This is a genomic window from Burkholderia arboris (assembly GCF_902499125.1).
Lineage (GTDB): Bacteria > Pseudomonadota > Gammaproteobacteria > Burkholderiales > Burkholderiaceae > Burkholderia > Burkholderia arboris.
The window spans coordinates 200245-217960 of record NZ_CABVPX010000002.1; the positions used below are offsets into that span (position 1 = coordinate 200245).

The following is a 17716-nucleotide window of genomic DNA, read 5'->3' on the forward strand; positions in this document are numbered from 1 at the left end:
TCAAGCGCTCAGCGCATCGACGTCATCCTGCGCACGCAGGCGCGCGGGTTGCGTGTCACTGACGATGCGCCCGTTGTCGAGCTTCAACAGCCGGTCGGCGAGATCGAAGTAGCGATCGTCGTGCGTGATCACGATCACGGCCTTGCCGCGCGCGCGCAGCTCGGGCAGCAGTTGTTCGTAGAACACGGCCTTGAACGACGGGTCCTGGTCGGCGGCCCATTCGTCGAACAGATAGAAGGGGCGATCCTCCAGGTACGCGACGACGAGCGCGAGCCGCTTGCGTTGCCCGGTCGACAGCGCGCGCGTCGAGAACGCGCCGTCGACCACTTTCACCTTGTGGTCGAGCGCGAGTTTCGCGACGAGCGCGTTCGCCCGTGCATCGGCCTGCGCGCGCGACGGATCGTCGGGATCGACGATGCCGAGCAGCGCATCGAACAGGTGGAAATCGTTGAATACCGCGCTGAAACGTTGCCGGTACGCGGCCCGTTCGCGCCAGCCGATCGTGTGGCCGTCCACCTCGATCGTGCCTTCCTCCGGCTCGTAGAGCCCCGTCAGCACCTTCGCGAGCGTCGTCTTGCCGCTGCCGTTGCCGCCGACGATGAACACGAGCTCGCCTGGTTTGATCGTCAGGTCGATCGGCCCGATGCTGAACATCCGTTCGTCGCGTTCGTGGAAGTACGCGTGCGTGACGCCGCGCAGCGTGACGGCGCCGGCCGGCGGCACGTCGGGGGCGTCGGCCGCGGGCGGCACCGTGCGCAGTGCGCCGAACTCGGCCATCACGCCTTCGATCCGCGTGAGCGAGACGCGTGCCGCATTCACGGTCGGCAGGTTGTTCAGCAAGCCGTCGAGCGGCACGAGCATGAACAGGAACACGACGACGTAGCCGGCCGCGGTGGCCGGGTCGGCATGCACGCCGAGTTGCGGCCAGAACGACGCAACGCCGAGGAACACGTAGAACAGGAAGATGATCCAGCCGACCCCGACCGCATACGCGCTGAACGCGCGGCGGCGGTGGTCGCGCACTTCGCCGATCGCGGCGCCGAGCTGGCCGTCGACGAACTGGCGGGCGCGCGCATCGTGCAGCTTCAGCTCCTTCGCGCCGGAGAACAGCGAGCCGAGATAGCCGAACAGGCGGTCCTGCGCGTGGCCGGCCGCTTCGAGCGACGCAATCGCGCGGCGGTCGCCGGTGTGATAGCCGAGCGAGCCGGCGATGATCGCGGCCAGCGCCAGCAGGCACACGGGCCACGACAGCCACGCAAGGTAGCCGAGGCAGCCGAACACGATCGAGCCGTGCATGACCAGGTTCGGCAGCGCGAAGAACAGCATCGACACGTTGGTCGCGTCGTCGGTCAGAACCGACTGCACGGGCGCCGCGCCGATCCGCTCGATGTCGCGCAATTCGGCGGCGCCAACGCGTCGCGCAAGGTGCACGCGCAACCGCGCCATCGTGTCCTGCGACAGGCGGGCGAACAGCGTGCCCGACACGATCCGCGTGATGAGCGCGATCACCGCGCACAGCGCGAAGCGCCACGCGAGCGACGCATCGGCCGCGCCCGGTTGAGAGAGCGCGCGGTTCAGCGTCGCGACGAGCAGCACGCTCGCGATACCGTTCAGTACGCACGCGGTGAGGGCCAGCGTGAACGACACGCGGCTTTCGCGCAACAGCGCAAGGATCAGGCGCGCGGCGGGGCGGCCGGGGGAGGCGTCGAGGGACGGCGGGGAGGAAGGCTCGTGGGCGGCTGTCATCGGCAACGTCGGTAAAGGGAAGGCAGGCAAAAACGCGGAAACGGCAAATCTGACGCGAAAGCGGCGGGCGAGGCGGTGCCCCGTTCCGGCTTTCCTCCCTGATAGACGAACGGGCCGCGCAAATATTTAGCAACGCCGTCAAAAAAAGCGGCCGCAAGCACTTTGAGCGCAAAACGGTAAAAAATCGGCCGCGTCGTTCGTCACACCAGTGAAGCCGCCCCAAGCGGCCCCGAGACTTGGCCGAAGCGGCCGGACCGAAGGACTTCACGCACATGACGAGTTTCCCGACTGCGCTGCATCACCGAATCCGCGAACTGGCGCGCATCGCGCCCGACGCACCCGCCATCGCGGTCCCTTTCCAGAATGACCTGCGCCTGTCGCGCGGCGCGCTCGACGCACGGGCGTCGCACCTGGCCCGGCAACTGCGCGCGGCCGGCGTCGGCGCGGAAGTGCGGGTCGGCGTGTGTGTCGAGCGTTCGTGCGAACTGTTCGTCGCGCTGCTGGCCGTGTTGAAGGCGGGCGGCGTGTTCGTGCCGCTCGATCCGCGCCATCCGGCCGCGCGCCTCGACTGGATCGTGCAGGACGCGCAACTGCGGCACGGCATCGTCGACGCGGCCGGCCGTGCAGCGCTCGGCACGCCGTTCGAACAGGCGTTTGATCCGGCCGCGGAAGCAACCGGCGAGCCGGGTCTCGTCGCCGACGACGAAGAAGTGCCGGTTCACCCGCGTTCGGCCGCCTACATGATCTATACATCGGGCTCGACCGGCACGCCGAAGGCGGTGGTCGTCGAGCACGGGCCGCTCGCCGCGCATTGCGACGCGCTTGCGGCCGCGCTGCCGATCGAGGCCGGCGACCGTCTGCTGCATTTCGCGTCGGTCAACTTCGACGCCGCGCACGAATGCTGGCTCGCACCGCTCGCGATCGGCGCAAGCATCGTCGTGGCGCCGCCGCAACCGTTCGCGCCGGACGCCGCGCATGCGCTGCTGGTGCGCGAGTCGGTCAACGTCGCCGCGTTCCCGCCTGCCTACCTGCGCGAATTCGCAGCCGTCGCCGCGCGCGAAGGCGTGCCGCCGGCGCTGCGCGTGCTCGCGTTCGGCGGTGAAGCGCTGCCGCAGCAGGCATTCGAATTCGTGCGCGGCACGTTCCCGTCGGTACGGCTGATCAACGGTTACGGGCCGACCGAGGCCGTGATCTCGCCGATGCTGTGGCCGGTCGAGCCGGGCGAGACGCCCGTGCTGGCCGCCGACGATGCGTATGCGTCGCTGCCGATCGGCCGCGTGATCGGCCCGCGCGTCGCGCGTATCGACGGCGCCCGGCACGACGGCGTGGGCGAGCTGCTGCTCGGCGGCGTCTGTGTTGCACGCGGTTATCACGGCCGCCCGGCCTTGACGGCCGAACGCTTCATTCCCGATGCGGACGGTGAGCCGGGCGCGCGCGTCTACTGCACCGGCGATCTCGCACGGCTGCGCGACGACGGCGCATTCGACTATCTCGGCCGCCTCGACGATCAGGTCCAGGTGCGCGGCGTGCGCGTGGAACCGGCGGAAATCGCCGCGTGCCTGCGCTCGCATCCCGCCGTGGCCGACGCGGCCGTGGTCGCCGAAACTGGCAGCGGGCCGACGCGGCTGATCGCGTGCGTCGTGCTGCGCGCGGCGGCTGACGACGAGGCGTTGAAAGCGCACGTGGCCGCGCAATTGCCGGCCGCGTGGCAGCCGCACCGGTTCGTGCGTGGCGACGCGCTGCCGTATACGTTGAACGGCAAAATCGACCGTGCAGCACTGCGCGAGCGGATTGCCGCGGCGCGCGACACGACGCAAGGTACCGGCGATGCGCCGCGCTCGCCGACCGAACAGCAGATCGCCGGCCTCTGGCAGACGCTGCTGGGCCTCGATGTCGTGCCGTCGCGCGACGACCGCTTCTTCGCGCTGGGTGCCGACTCGCTCGCCGCGATGCAACTGCAGGCCGCGATCCGTGCGGCCGTGCGCGTGAATCTGCGACTCGACACGCTGTTTGCCGATCCGGCGCTCGCCGAACTGGCTGAGCAGGTCGATCGTGCGGAGCGCGAGACCGGCGAACCGCTGGCCGCCATCGGCGCGCGCCGCACGCCGGCCGACGCCGCTGCATCGGGCGCACCGCACGTCGATCGCGCGGCCTCGCTCGCACAACAACGCTTCTGGGTACTCGCGCAAACGCGTGATGCGAGTGCCGCGTATCACATCGCCGCGCACTGGACGATCGATGGCGCGCTCGACCGCGACGCGCTGCAGCGCGCGCTCGATCACGTGATCGGGCGTCATGAGGCATGGCGCACGACGCTCGTCGACAACGACGACGGCGTCGTGATGCAGCGGATTCATGCGCACCTGCCGGTGTCGATCGCCGATGTCGACCTGCGCGACCAGCCACCGGCCGCGCGCGATGCGCAAGCCGCGCGTCTCGCCGAGCGCGACGCGGCCGAACCGTTCGACCTCGCACGCGGCCCGCTGCTGCGCGCGACGCTCGTCGCGCTCGCCGGCGACCGCCACCGCCTGCTGCTGACCGCGCATCACGCGATCACCGACGGCTGGAGCTCGCGCTGCGCGTTCGACGAACTGTCGGGGGCGTACCGCGCATATGCCGAAGGGCACAAACCGTCGCTGCCCGAACTGCCGATCCAGTACGCCGACTATGCGGACTGGCAGCGCGACATGCTGGCCGGCGGCGAGGGCGAGCGCCAGCTCGACTACTGGCGTGGCGCATTGCGCGACGTGCCGGGCCCGCTCGCGCTGCCGGTCGACCGTCAGCCGGGCGCCGTGCGCACGCTGCAAGGCGCGCGCGTGTCGGTGCGCCTGCCCGATGCGGTCGCGGCCGACGTGCGGCAACTCGCGCGCGATGCGCAGGCCACCGTCTTCACGGTGCTGCTGGCCGCGCTCGACGCGTGGCTGTCGCGCCTGACCGGCGCAACGGATGTCGTCGTCGCGGTGCCGGTCGCGCATCGCCAGCGCCCCGAAACGCGCGCGCTGCTGGGCCTCTTCCTGAATACCGTCGCGCTGCGCGTGCGCGTGGCGCCGACGCAGCCGTTCCGCGCGCTCGTCGATGCGGCGCGCACGGCGGCGCTCGACGCGGTCGCACACCAGGACGTGCCGTTCGAGCGCGTCGTCGATGCGGTGAAGCCGCCGGTCAAGCGTGGCGACGAATGGCTGCGCGTGAAGTTCGCGCAGCAGTTCGACGCACGGCACGACAGCGTGCTGCCGGGTGCCACGGCGGTCGCGACGCCGGGGCCGGATCTCGCCGCGCGCTTCGACTTCGCGCTGGATTTCACCGACGACGCGAACGGCATCGAACTCGTCGCAGCCTATGCGACCGACTGCATCGACGCCGAGACGGCGCGCGCGTGGCTCGACAGCTATGCGACCCTCGTCGGCGCGGCTGCGCACGATCCGCAGCGCACGACGGCCGCGCTGCCGTGCGATGCATCGGCTGCTTCGCGCCAGCCGCGCGACGGTCGTGCGCTGCGCGTCGAGCACGCCGACATCGTTGCCGCGTTCGCGCGGCAGGCGGCCGCCTATCCGCATCGTGTGGCGCTTGCCGACGCATCGGCATCGCTGACGTTCGCCGAACTCGACGACGCATCGAACCGCATCGCCCGCGCACTGACGCAGCGTGGCGTGGCCGCGGAAGCGTCCGTGATCGTCTGCATCGAACGATCGGCGCGTTTCGTCGTCGGCCTGCTCGGCGCGCTGAAGGCCGGCGCGCTCGCCGTGCTGCTCGATCCGGCGCAACCGGCCGCACGGCTTGCCGCGGCGGCAACCGATTGCGGCGCACGCTGGGCGCTCGTCGCGGACACGGCCGCGTGGCCGGCCGGCATCGACACGCAGCCGCTCGACGTCGACACGCTCGCGCAGGATGCGACGCTCGCCCATGCGGGCGGCGTACGCGTCGCGCCGCACCCGGAACAGGGCGCGTACCTGATCTATACGTCGGGCTCGACCGGCACGCCGAAGGGCGTCGTCGTGTCGCACGGCGCACTGGCCGACTACGTGCAGGGGATGCTCGACGAACTCGCGTTCGCCCCCGACGCATCGTTCGCGATGGTGTCGACCGTCGCGGCCGACCTCGGCCATACGACGCTGTTCGGCGCGCTGTGCGCGGGCCGCACGCTGCACCTGTTGCCGGCTGCCTGCGCGTTCGATCCGGACCTGTTCGCCGGCGAAATGCGCCGCCGTGAAGTTGGCGTGCTGAAGATCGTGCCGAGTCACCTGCAGGCGCTGCTCGACGCGTGCGTGCCGGCCGACGTGCTGCCGCGCCATGCGCTGGTGACGGGCGGCGAAACGCTCACGTGGGCGCTCGTCGCGCGCCTGGCCGCGCTCGCGCCGGCTTGCCGCGTGATCAACCACTACGGGCCGACCGAAGCGACGGTCGGCGCGATCGCCTGCGACACGGCATCGATCGCCGCCGATGCGCGCGATCCCGCGAGCGGCGTGCCGCTCGGCCAGCCGTTGCCCAATGCGCGCGCGCTCGTGCTCGACGCGTTCGGCGCCTGCGTGCCGGCCGGCGCGACGGGCGAGCTGTATCTGGGCGGGCCGGGTGTCGCGCGCGGCTACCTCGGCCGCCCGGCGCAAACCGCCGAGCGCTTCGTGCCCGATCCGTTCACGCCAGGTGCGCGGCTGTATCGCACGGGCGACCGCGTGCGGTTGCGCCCCGATGGCCGCCTCGCATTCCTTGGCCGCATCGACGACCAGGTGAAGATCCGCGGCTACCGTGTCGAACCCGGCGAGGTGAGTGTGGCGGTGCGCGCGGCCGGCCCGATCGCGCAGGCCGAGACGCTTGCAATCGAACACGACGGCCGCCTGCGGCTCGCGACGTTCGTCGTGATGCGCGATGGCGCGGCGTTCGACGAAGCCGCCGTGCGTACGGCGCTGGCCGCGAAGCTGCCCGATTACATGGTGCCCGCGCAGTTCGTCGCACTCGCGCGCCTGCCGGTGACGGCGAATGGCAAGATCGATCGCGCGGCGTTGCGTGAAGTCGCGGCCGCGCCGGTTGCGGTCGCGTCCGGCGATGCGCCGCAAGGCGCGGTCGAAACGGTGCTCGCCGAAGTCTGGCAGGCCGTGTTGAAGGCGCCGCGCGTCGGCCGTGACGACAACTTCTTCGAACTCGGCGGCGATTCGATCCTCGTGTTGCAGGTGATCGCCCGTGCGCGCAAGCGCGGCGTGCGCTTCACGCCGAAGCAACTGTTCGACGGCCCGACGGTCGCGGAACTGGCCCGCATCGCGAAGACGGACGACACGGCCGCTGCCGCGCAGCCTGCGAACGCGGTCGCACCCGCAGCGGCAACGCCGGCTGCCGCGTCGATCCTGACGCCCGCACAGCAACGCTTCTTCGCGCTCGATGTTCCGCACCCGGGCCACTGGAACCAGTCGGTTGCGTTCGACGTGCGCGGTTCGTTCGACGCCGACGCATTCGCGCGCGCATTCGACGCGCTGCTGACGCATCACGACGCATTCCGCCAGCGTTTCGCGCGCCGCGCGGACGGCACGTGGCACGCGAGCGATGCCGCGAACGCGTACGATGCGCTGCCGTTCGTCGAAGTCGCCGCACGCGATGAAGCCGACGCGCTCGCACGCTTCGACGCGCTGCAGCGCCGTCTCGACCTCGGCCGCGGGCCGCTCGCCTGCGCGTGTGCGGCACGGCTGCCGGACGGCTCGACGCAGCTGTATCTCGCGATTCATCATGCGATCGTCGACGGCGTGTCGTGGCGCATCCTGCTCGACGACCTGGACTCGGCCTACCGCGCCGCATGCGAACGCACGCCGGTCCGCCTGTCGCAACCGGGCTTGCGCGCGGACGCCTGGGCCGCGCGGCTCGCGCGCGCCGCGACGGAACCGGCAGCGCCGTTCGCGGGCGAAGCCGCGTACTGGGCCGGCATGGCGCAGGGCGACGATCTCGTACCCGACCATCCCGACGCAGCGGCGACGAACGCCGATGCAGCCGTCGTCGTGCAGACGCTCGATGCGGCATTGACCCGCGCCGCGCTAACCGACGCGCATGCCGCCTACCGCACGCAGACGATCGAATTGCTGGGCGCGGCGCTTGCGCTGGCAATCGCCGGCGCTCGTGGCGCCGCATCGTGCCGCGTCGAGCTGGAGGGACATGGCCGCGAAGCACTGTTCGACGACGCAGATGCGAGCCGGACGATCGGCTGGCTGACGAGCCATTACCCGGTGCTGCTGCCGGTCGCCGCGACTGCACGCGACACGCTGTGCGCCGTCAAGGACACGCTGCGCGCGGTGCCGCACAAGGGGCTCGGTTTCGGCGTGCTCGCACACTACGGCGATGCGACGACGCGTGCGGCGCTGGCCGCCGTGCCGCGCCCGCGCGTCACGTTCAACTACCTCGGCCAGTTCGACGCGCCGCGCGATGCAACGCTCGTGCCGCGTTTCGGCGGCACCGGCGTCGAGCGCGATCCGCAAGGCCCGCTCGGCAATGCGCTCGCGATCCACGCGTACCTCGATACGGATCGCGACGGCGCACGTACGCTGAAGGTGCACTGGGTCTACGGCGCGCCGCAATTCGAGCGCGCGACGATCGACGCGTTCGCCGAACGCTTCGCGTCGGCGCTGCGCGAACTCGTCGAAGCGTGCGCGTCGCGCATTGCGCATCGCGGTGCCGGTGCGACGCCGGGCGATTTCCCGCTCGCGCAGGCCGCCGGCCTCACGCAGGCCGCGATCGAACGCACGCCGCTCGACTGGCGCGCGATCGACGACGTGTATCCGCTGTCGCCGATGCAGCAGGGCATCCTGTTCCATGCGCTGTTCGCGCCCGGCCACGCAAGCTACGTGAACCAGCTCGTCGCGACCGCGACTGCGCTCGACGCCGACCGTTTCGCCGCCGCGTTCGACGCGTCGGTCGCGCGTCACGACATCCTGCGCACGAGCGTGATGCCGGACGAAGCCGCGCCGCTGCAGTGCGTGCATCGTCATGCCCGGATGCCGGTCGAGCAGCTCGACTGGCGCGAGCGCGGCGCCACGTTCGACACCGATTTCGACGCATGGCTCGCGGCCGACCGCACGCGCGGCTTCGACTGGCGCGAGCCGCCGCTGATGCGGCTGACGCTGATCCGCGTGACGGACGACGCATGGCGCGTCGTGTGGACGCGTCACCACGTGCTGCTCGACGGCTGGAGCACCGCGCGCCTGCTCGCCGACGTGCTGCGCGACTATCGCGATCCGGACGCCGTGTCGCCGTTCGCGACCCGCCCGGCGCTGCGCTATCGCGACTTCATCGCGTGGCTCGGCACGCGCGACCGCGGCGCCAACGAGCGCTTCTGGACCGAGCGCCTCGCGCGCCTGGATGCGCCGACGCTGATTGCCGAGCGCACGGCCGATCGCGCCGATGCCGAGATGGCCACGTGGCGCGCGACGCTCGATGCGGACACGATGGCGCGTGTCGTGCAGACGGCGCGCGCGCTGAAGCTGACCGTCAACACGCTGGTGCAGGGCGCATGGGCGCTCGCGCTGCAGCGGATGACGCACCAGCCGGCCGTTGCATTCGGCGCGACCGTCGCGGGACGTCCCGATGCGCTCGCGGACGTCGACGCGGTGCTCGGTCTGTTCATCAACACGCTGCCGGTCATCACCGCACCGGCGCCGCAGCATCGCGCGGCCGACTGGCTGCAAACGCTGCAGCGCGAGAATGCGGCCGCCGCCGAGCATGCGCACACGCCGCTCGCCGACATCCAGCGCTGGGCGCGCGGAGCGGGCGGCGCACTGTTCGATACGCTGGTCGTGTTCGAGAACTACCCGGTCGACGAGTCGGTGCGCGATGCCGATCCGCGTGCGCTGGCATTGAGCGGTGTACGCAGCATCGAATCGACCGATTTTGCGCTGACGCTCGTGATCGAGAGCGGCGCCGAACTGACGATCGACTACGGCTACGACACCGCACGCGTCGATGCGCGTCAGGTCGAGACCTGGCACCGCGCATTTGCGTGCGCGCTCGATGCGCTGGCCCGTACGCCGGACGCGCTGCTCGGCACGCTGTCGATCGCCGACGACGCCACTCGCGACGCACTGGCGCTCGCCCAGAACACCGCGCATGAATGGCCGGCGTCGCAGCGCCAGCCGCTGCACCGGCAATTCGCCGATGCGGCGCAGGCAGCGCCCGATGCGATCGCGCTCGAATACGCGGACGTTCACGGCGGCGTGCATCGCGCGACCTATCGCGAACTCGATGCCGGCACGTCGCGCATCGCGGCCGCGTTGCGCCGGCGCGGCGTGCAGCCCGACACGCCGGTCGCGCTGTGCGTCGAGCGTTCGTTCGACATGGTGATGGGGCTCGTCGGCGTGCTGAAGGCAGGCGCCGCGTACCTGCCGGTCGATCCCGACTATCCGGCCGAGCGTATTGCCTACCTGCTGCGCGACGCGCGGCCGGCCGTCGCGATCACGCAGGCTCACCTGCGCGAGCAGGTCGAGGCCGCGCTGGGCGAAGGCTCCGGCACGCAACTGTTGACGGTCGCGGACCTGCTTGCCGATGAAGCGGGCGAAGCCGACGGCACGCCCACGGACGCAGCCGCCGCGATCGACGACGCGCAGCTCGCGTACCTGATCTACACGTCCGGTTCGACCGGCAAGCCGAAGGGCGCCGGCAACTCGCACGGCGCGCTCGCGAACCGCATCGCATGGATGCAGCACGCATACCGGCTGACGCGCGACGACGTCGTGCTGCACAAGACGCCGTTCGGCTTCGACGTGTCGGTCTGGGAATTCGTGTGGCCGCTGGCGATCGGCGCAAAGCTCGCGATCGCCGCGCCCGGCGACCATCGCGATCCGGCGCGTCTCGCGGCCGCGATCCACGCGCACGGCGTGACGGTGCTGCATTTCGTGCCGTCGATGCTGGCCGCGTTCGCCGCGCATCTCGACGATTTTTCGGCCGCTGCGCAATGCGACAGCGTGCGTCTGATCGTTGCGAGCGGCGAGGCGCTCGCGCCCGAACTCGTCGCGAAGATGGCGCGGCTGCTGCCGCACGCGACGCTCGTGAACCTGTACGGACCGACCGAAGCCGCGATCGACGTGTCGCACTGGACCTGCGGCCCCGACGACGCGCATGCGGTCGCGGTGCCGATCGGCCATCCGATCGCGAACCTGCAACTTCACGTGCTCGATGCCGCGTGGCAGCCGGTGCCGGCCGGTGCGACCGGCGAACTGTATCTCGCGGGCGCGGGTCTTGCGCGCGGCTATCTCGGCCGTCCGGCGCTGACCGCCGAGCGCTTCGTGCCCGATCCGTTCGTGCCGGGCGCGCGCATGTACCGCACGGGCGATCTCGCGCGGCGCCGCGCCGACGGCGCGCTCGACTACCTCGGCCGCGTCGACACGCAGGTGAAGCTGCGCGGCCAGCGGATCGAGCCGGGCGAGATCGAGGCGCTGCTGCGTGCGGCGCCCGGCGTGAACGATGCGGTCGTGATCGTGCGCGACGAGCAACTGATCGGCTATGTCGCCCGCGGCGACGCGGGCCCGCTCGACCGTGCGGCGCTGCTCGACGCACTGCGCGCACAACTGCCGGCGTACATGGTGCCGTCGCAGCTGATCGAGCTGGACGCGTTGCCCGTCACGCCGAACGGCAAGTGCGACCGCCATGCGCTTCCGGCACCGGTGCGCGAAACGGCCGAAGCCGTCGAGCTCGCGACCGATACCGAGCGCGCGCTCGCGGAAATCTGGCAGCGCGTGCTGCATGTGGACACGATCGGCCGCGACGGCGATTTCTTCCTGCTCGGCGGCCATTCGCTGCTCGCGACGCAGGCGCACGCGCAGGCGAACCTGCACTGGGGGCTCGCGCTGCCGCTGCGCACGCTGTTCGACACCCGCACGCTGGCGCGCTGCGCGCAAGCGATCGACGCGGCCTGCGCGGCGCGCGGCGAGACCGACGCGGCGAGCGCGATCGACGCGTTGCTCGGCGAACTGGAAACCCAATAAGGACGACGGATGACGAAGGTTCAACCCGACTGGCTTGCGCTCGCGACGCGTTTCGCGCAACTGCCCGACGCGCAGCGCGCGGTCTTCATCGACAAGCTCGGCGCGGCCGGCATCGACTTCCGTGTGCTGCCGATTCCGCCGCGCACGCCGCGCAGCGACCGCGTGCCGGCGTCGTTCGCGCAGACGCGGCTGTGGCTGCATGCACGGCTGATCGACGCACCCGACGCGTATCACATCACCGAGCGCCTGGCGCTGACGGGCGCGCTGGACGTGCATGCGCTGAGGCTCGCGTGCGATGCGCTGATCGCACGCCACGAAGCGCTGCGCACGACCTTCGACGAAGCGCAGGATGGCGTGGCGCAAACGATCCACGCACCGCTGCGCTGCCCGTGGCGCGAGACCGATCTGGAAGCGTTGCCGGACGCGCAGCGCGTCGCGCGTGCGGAGGCCGTCGCGACGGCCGATGAGGCCGAGCCGTTCGATCTCGGGGCGGCGCCGCTCGTGCGTGCACACCTGGTGCGTTTCGACGCGACGCATCACTGGCTCGCGCTGACCGTGCATCACATCGTATCGGACGGCTGGTCGTCGGGCGTGATGCTGGAAGAGCTCGCGGCGTTCTATCGCGCGTATGCGTCCGACCGGCCGGTGCCGCTCGGGCCGCTGCCGATCCAGTATGCCGACTACGCGCTGTGGCAGCGCCGCTGGCTCGATGCCGGCGAGCGCGACCGCCAGCTCGCGTTCTGGCGCGACCGACTCGATCCGCAGCGCGGCGTGCTGACGCTGCCGGGCGCAACGGCCAGGCCGGCGCGCCGCAGTGCGCGCGGCGCGCGCCATGTGTTTTCGCTCGACGCACGCGTCGGCGCGCAGCTGCGCGCATTTGCTGCTGCATCGGGCGCCACGCCGTTCGCCGTGCTGCTGGCCGCGCTCGATGCGTTGCTGGCGCGTGCGACCGGCGATGCGCGGATCTGCGTCGGCGTGCCGGCCGCGAACCGCGAGCGCGCGGAAGTCGCCGGCCTGATCGGCTTCTTCGTCAATACGCTGGCGATCGACGTCGACGTACCCGCACACGGCGATTTCTCGTCGCTGGTCGCCCGCACGCAGCGCGCGCTCGTCGACGCGCAGATGCACCAGGACGTACCGTTCGAACAGGTGGTCGACGCGCTCGGCGTGCCGCGCAGCGCGAGCCACCATCCGCTGTTCCAGGTGATGGCCGCGTACGGCGAACGCCGCGCGCTGCCGGCGCTCGGCGCGGCGGCGGCAGCGTTGCTGCCGTCCGGCACGCCGTCCGCGAAGTTCGACCTGACGCTGTCCGTCGAAGCGACGCCGGACGGCACGTTCGCCGCCGCGTTCATTTACGCGCTCGATCTGTTCGACGCGGACGCAATTTCACGGCTGGCCGTACGCTTCGTCACGCTGCTGACCGATGCGCTTGCACGCCCCGACATGCCGGTCGGCGATCTCGACTGGCTGCCCGCGGACGAGCGGGCGCAGCTCTTTGCATGGAACGCGCCGGCCGGCGCGACCGGCGCCGAGCCGTTCGTTCCCGTGCATGCCCGCATCGCCGCGCATGCGCAGGCGCGGCCCGATGCACGCGGCGTCGCCGATATCGATCGTGCGTTGACGCGCGGCGAAGTCGATGCACGCGCGGCGCGCCTCGCGCGCCATCTGGTGGCGGCCGGCGTACGGCCCGAGATGCGCGTCGGCGTTGCGCTGCAGCGCTCGGTCGACCTGCTGGTCGCGCTGATCGCGGTGCTGAAGTCGGGCGCCGCGTTCGTGCCGCTCGATCCCGCGCATCCGCGCGAACGGCTCGCGCAGATCGTCGGCGACGCGAACATCGCGCACGTGCTGACCGACGGTGCGAGCGCGGCATCGCTGCCCGAATTGCCGGCGCTGCGCGTGTGGCGTGCCGATGCGATCGACGCGCTCGACGAAGCCGCGCACGTCGCGCTGCCGGACGTGCTGCCGGGCCACGCGGCCTACGCGATCTACACGTCGGGCTCGACCGGCAAGCCGAAGGGCGTGATCGTCGACCATGCGTCGTTCGCGCTGCATTGCGCAGCGATCGCCGAGCGCTACGGCGCGGGCGAGAACGACGTGTTCCTGCTGTTCCAGTCGGTCAATTTCGACGGCGCACACGAAGGCTGGTTCTCGCAATACATGTCGGGCGCCGCCGTGTCGGTGACGGCCGATGTGCTGTGGCCGCCCGCGCAGACCTGCGCAATGATGGTCCGCGACGGCGTGACGATGACCTACGTGCCGCCCGGCTGCGCCGCCCAGCTTGCCGAATGGGCGCTCGCGCACGGTGCGCCGCCGACGCTGCGTTCGTTGACCGTTGGCGGCGAGGCGACGTCGCGCGAAGCATTTGCGATGCTGCGCCGCGCGTTGCCGAACGTGCGGGTGGTCAACGGCTACGGCCCGACCGAGACGGTCATCACGCCGACGCTGTGGATGTTCCGCCCCGGCGACGATTTGGCGAAGCTCGGCGACGCCGCCTATCTGCCGATCGGCACGCTGGTCGGCGCGCGTACCGCGCACGTGCTCGACGAGCGGCTGCACCCGTTGCCGGTCGGCGTGATCGGCGAGCTGTACCTGGGCGGCGAGGGGATCGGCGTCGCGCGCGGCTATCTCGACCGTCCGGCGCTGACGGCCGAGCGCTTCGTGCCCGATCCGTACGGCGCGCCGGGCGCGCGCCTGTACCGCACCGGCGATCTCGTACGACGCCGTGCGGACGGCGTATTCGACTTCATCGGCCGCGTCGATCACCAGGTGAAGCTGCGCGGGCTGCGCATCGAACTCGGCGAAATCGAGGCGCAGCTGGCCGCGCACGATGCGGTGCGCGAGGCCTGTGCGGTCGTGCACGGGCAGGGCGCGCTCGCGCAGCTCGTCGCGTATGTCGAGTTGACCGCCGATGCACAGGCAGCGGTGCAGCCGGTCGAAGCGGCGATGCTCGACGCGCACCTGCGCCGCACGCTGCCCGACTACATGGTGCCCGCGCAACTGATCGTGCTCGACGCGCTGCCGCGCAACGCGAACAGCAAGGTCGACCGTGCGCGGCTGCCGGCGCCGGTGCGCGTCGAACGCGCATACGAGGCGCCGCATGACGGCGACGAAGCCGCGCTCGCGGCGATCTGGTGCGACGTGCTGAATCTCGGGCGTGTCGGCCGCGGCGATCACTTCTTCGATCTCGGCGGCCATTCGCTCGCGGCCGTACGCGTCGCGACGCGCGTGGCGGAACGGTTGGGCCGCGACGTGCCGGTGCGCGCGCTGTTCGAAGCGCCCGTGCTCGCACAGTACGCGCTGCAGGTGGCCGACGCGCCGCGCGCCGCGCAGGCCGGCGCCGCAGCGCCGGGTGTCGCGGTGGCCAAGCCCGACGCACACGGCGTGTGGCCGCTGTCGCCCGCGCAGCTCGGCCTGTGGTTCCTGTGGCGCGCGCAGCCGGACAGCGCCGCGTACAACATTCCGGTCGCGCTGCGCGTGCGCGGCCCGCTCGATGTCGATGCGCTGCGCGCCGCGTTCTCGGCGACGGCAGCCGTGCATCCGGCGCTGCGTGCGCGGCTCGTCGCCCGCGACGGCGCGCTGCCGGGCCAGCGGATCGACGCGAACATTGCCGTCGAACTGCCGGTGATCGACCTGTCGGCCCAAGCCGATGCGCTTGCCCGCGCGGCCGCGCTGACCGACGAGGATGCACTCGCGCCGTTCGACCTCGCGGCCGACGCGCCGCTGTGGCGCGCCCGCGTGCTGCGGCTCGGCGCGGACGACCACGTGCTGTCGGTGACGATCCATCACATCGTGTCCGATGGCGAATCGATCGAGCTGTGGCTCGACGCCGTGCGCGCACGCTATGTCGCCCGCATGCAGGGCAGCGCCGTGCCGGCCGACGAATCCGTTCAACTGGCCGTGCCGCTCGTGCTGCCCACACCGTGCCATCCGGCACGTGTCGCGTACTGGCGCGATGCGCTCGCCGATCTGCCGTCGCGTGTCTTGCCGCAGCGCGACGATGCGCCGTCCGTGCCGCAATGGCGCGCGGCACGTATCGCGTTCGATTTCGACGCATCGCTGATTCGCGCCGCGCGCGACGCCGCATCGGCGTCGCACGCCACGCTGCCGATGCTGCTGCACGCGGCGCTCAACACCGCGCTGTTCCGCGCGACGGGCGCGGCCGACCAGCCGGTCGGCGTGCTCGCATCGACGCGCGAACTCACGGGGGATGCGGCCCGCGATGCGCTCGGCCTCTTCATCAACTCGGTCGTCGTGCGTACGCGGATCGACCCGGCCGCGCGCCGCGCGGACGTGCTCGCGCAAGTACGCGATACGGCGCTCGCCGCGTATGCGCACGCCGACGTGCCGTTCGCCGACGTCGTTGCCGCGTTGCGTACGCCGCGGGCCGCACAGGCCAATCCGCTGTTCCAGGTGATGTTCAACTACCTGCGTCCGACCGGTGCCGCCGCGCGCGACTGGGCCGGCCTGTCGCTGGCCGGATTCGACGACGTGCGTCATCGCGTCGTGTTCACGCTCGAACTGGACGTCGTCGAACATCCGGACGGCCGCGTGAGCGCCGCGTTCTCGTATGCGGACGAATTGCTCGAGCGCGGTTTCGTCGATGCGCTTGTCGATGTCTATCACGACGAAGTCGCGCGTTTCGCCGGCGCGTCCGAAGCGGCGCTCGGCGCGCCCGATGCGCATGCGTCCATGCACAATGCGTCCGGCGCACTCGCAAGCGGCGACGCACGGGCGCACGCCCGACCGTCGCACGCCGCGGCCGCACTCGCGGCGCTGTGGTCGGATACGTTTGCGACGGCCGCCCCCGAGCCGGACGCGGATCTGTTCGAAGCCGGCGCGACGTCGTTCGACGTCGTGCGCTTCATCGACGCGGCGGTCCGCGCCGGCCACGCGCTGACGATCGCCAACGTGTTCGCATCGCCGACGCTCGCGGCACTCGGCGCGCGGTGCGATGCGCCAGCGGAAACGGGACAGGAGGCGCGCCATGCTGGCTGAAGTGCGTCCGGACGGATTCACGATGCTCGATACGTACCGCCTCGCGTTCGCGGACGGCCTGTTCGCCGTGCGCGACGGCGCCGAGATCCGCGTCGCGCAGGGCGATGGCATCAGCGCGCAGTTGCTGCGCGCACAACTCGGCGACGACGGCGCACTGCGTCTCGTCGCCTACAACCATCGTGCGGCGCCGGCCGACCAGCGGCGTGCGCTGCTGGCCGCGCTGGCCGCGGCGTTTTCGGACAGCGCGCGCCACGCGGCGATCCGGCTCGACCCGGCCGCGTGGCCCGCGGTCGCGCTCGATGCGCTGCGCGCAAGCGGCGTGCTCGCCGACGGCGGGCGCTGCCTGCGCGACGGCTGGGCGCAACAGGCCGACCTGTGGCTCGTCGGCCCGCATCTGCCGTGCGCGACGCTGCACACGTTCACCGGCGGCCGGCGTCATCCGCGCCGGCCGCCCGCACCGCGCGGCGACGTCTACGCGCGCGACCTGCCGGCGCTCGGCGTGCGCTTCACGCTGCGCGGCTGGCAGCCGGCCGAGGACGCCGAACGGCTCGCGCGCTGGTTCGACGAACCACGCGTGCGCGACGGCTGGCCGGGTGCGCAGCCCGCGCAATGCGGCACGGCAGGCGCACCGGAAGCCGATCCGCACGTCACGCCGCTCGTCGGCTGCTTCGACGGCGAACCGTTCGCGTATTTCGAGGCCGTCTGGCTGAAGGAAGACGCGCTCGCGCCGCACGTCGCGGCGCGCGACTACGACCGCGGGCTGCGGATGCTGGTCGGCGAATCGCGCTGGCGCGGCCCGCACTGCGTGGCCGGCTGGCTGCCGTCCGTCGTGCATTACCTGTTTCTCGACGACCCGCGTACCGAAGCGGTCGGCTGTGCCGTTCCGGCCGGCCATGCGCGGGTTGCCGACCATCTCGCGCGGCATGGCTTCGCGCGGCAGCGCCGTCTGGCGCTGGCCGACGCGCAGCCGCTGTGGATGCGCACGCTGCGCGAGACGTTCTTCTCCGGCCGTCACGTCTGACGGGCCG

4 protein-coding genes are annotated in these 17716 nt (G+C 71.6%); 3 read left to right on the top strand and 1 reads right to left on the bottom strand.

Annotated elements, in window-relative coordinates; all coding sequences use genetic code 11:
- Positions 1–1746: a cyclic peptide export ABC transporter gene (locus BLA15945_RS03410; protein WP_174991467.1), complete on the bottom strand. Its 1746-nt coding sequence runs from the start codon at positions 1744–1746 to the stop codon at positions 1–3.
- A 272-nt stretch (positions 1747–2018) separates the two neighbouring features.
- Between BLA15945_RS03410 and BLA15945_RS03415 the strand changes: the two genes are divergently transcribed.
- Genes BLA15945_RS03415 through BLA15945_RS03425 form a run of 3 tightly spaced genes read left to right on the top strand, consistent with a single transcriptional unit; the run spans position 2019 to position 17709 of the window.
- Positions 2019–11693, top strand: a complete 9675-nt coding sequence (locus tag BLA15945_RS03415) for a non-ribosomal peptide synthetase (protein ID WP_174991468.1) — start codon at positions 2019–2021, stop codon at positions 11691–11693.
- A 9-nt stretch (positions 11694–11702) separates the two neighbouring features.
- Positions 11703–16688, top strand: coding sequence for a non-ribosomal peptide synthetase (locus tag BLA15945_RS03420; protein ID WP_174991469.1), 4986 nt, complete (start codon positions 11703–11705; stop codon positions 16686–16688).
- Positions 16678–17709 (top strand): GNAT family N-acetyltransferase, encoded by a 1032-nt coding sequence (locus tag BLA15945_RS03425; protein WP_174991470.1) that lies wholly within the window; start codon positions 16678–16680, stop codon positions 17707–17709. The genes BLA15945_RS03420 and BLA15945_RS03425 overlap by 11 nt, the downstream gene beginning before the upstream one ends.
- Positions 17710–17716 lie beyond the last annotated feature (7 nt).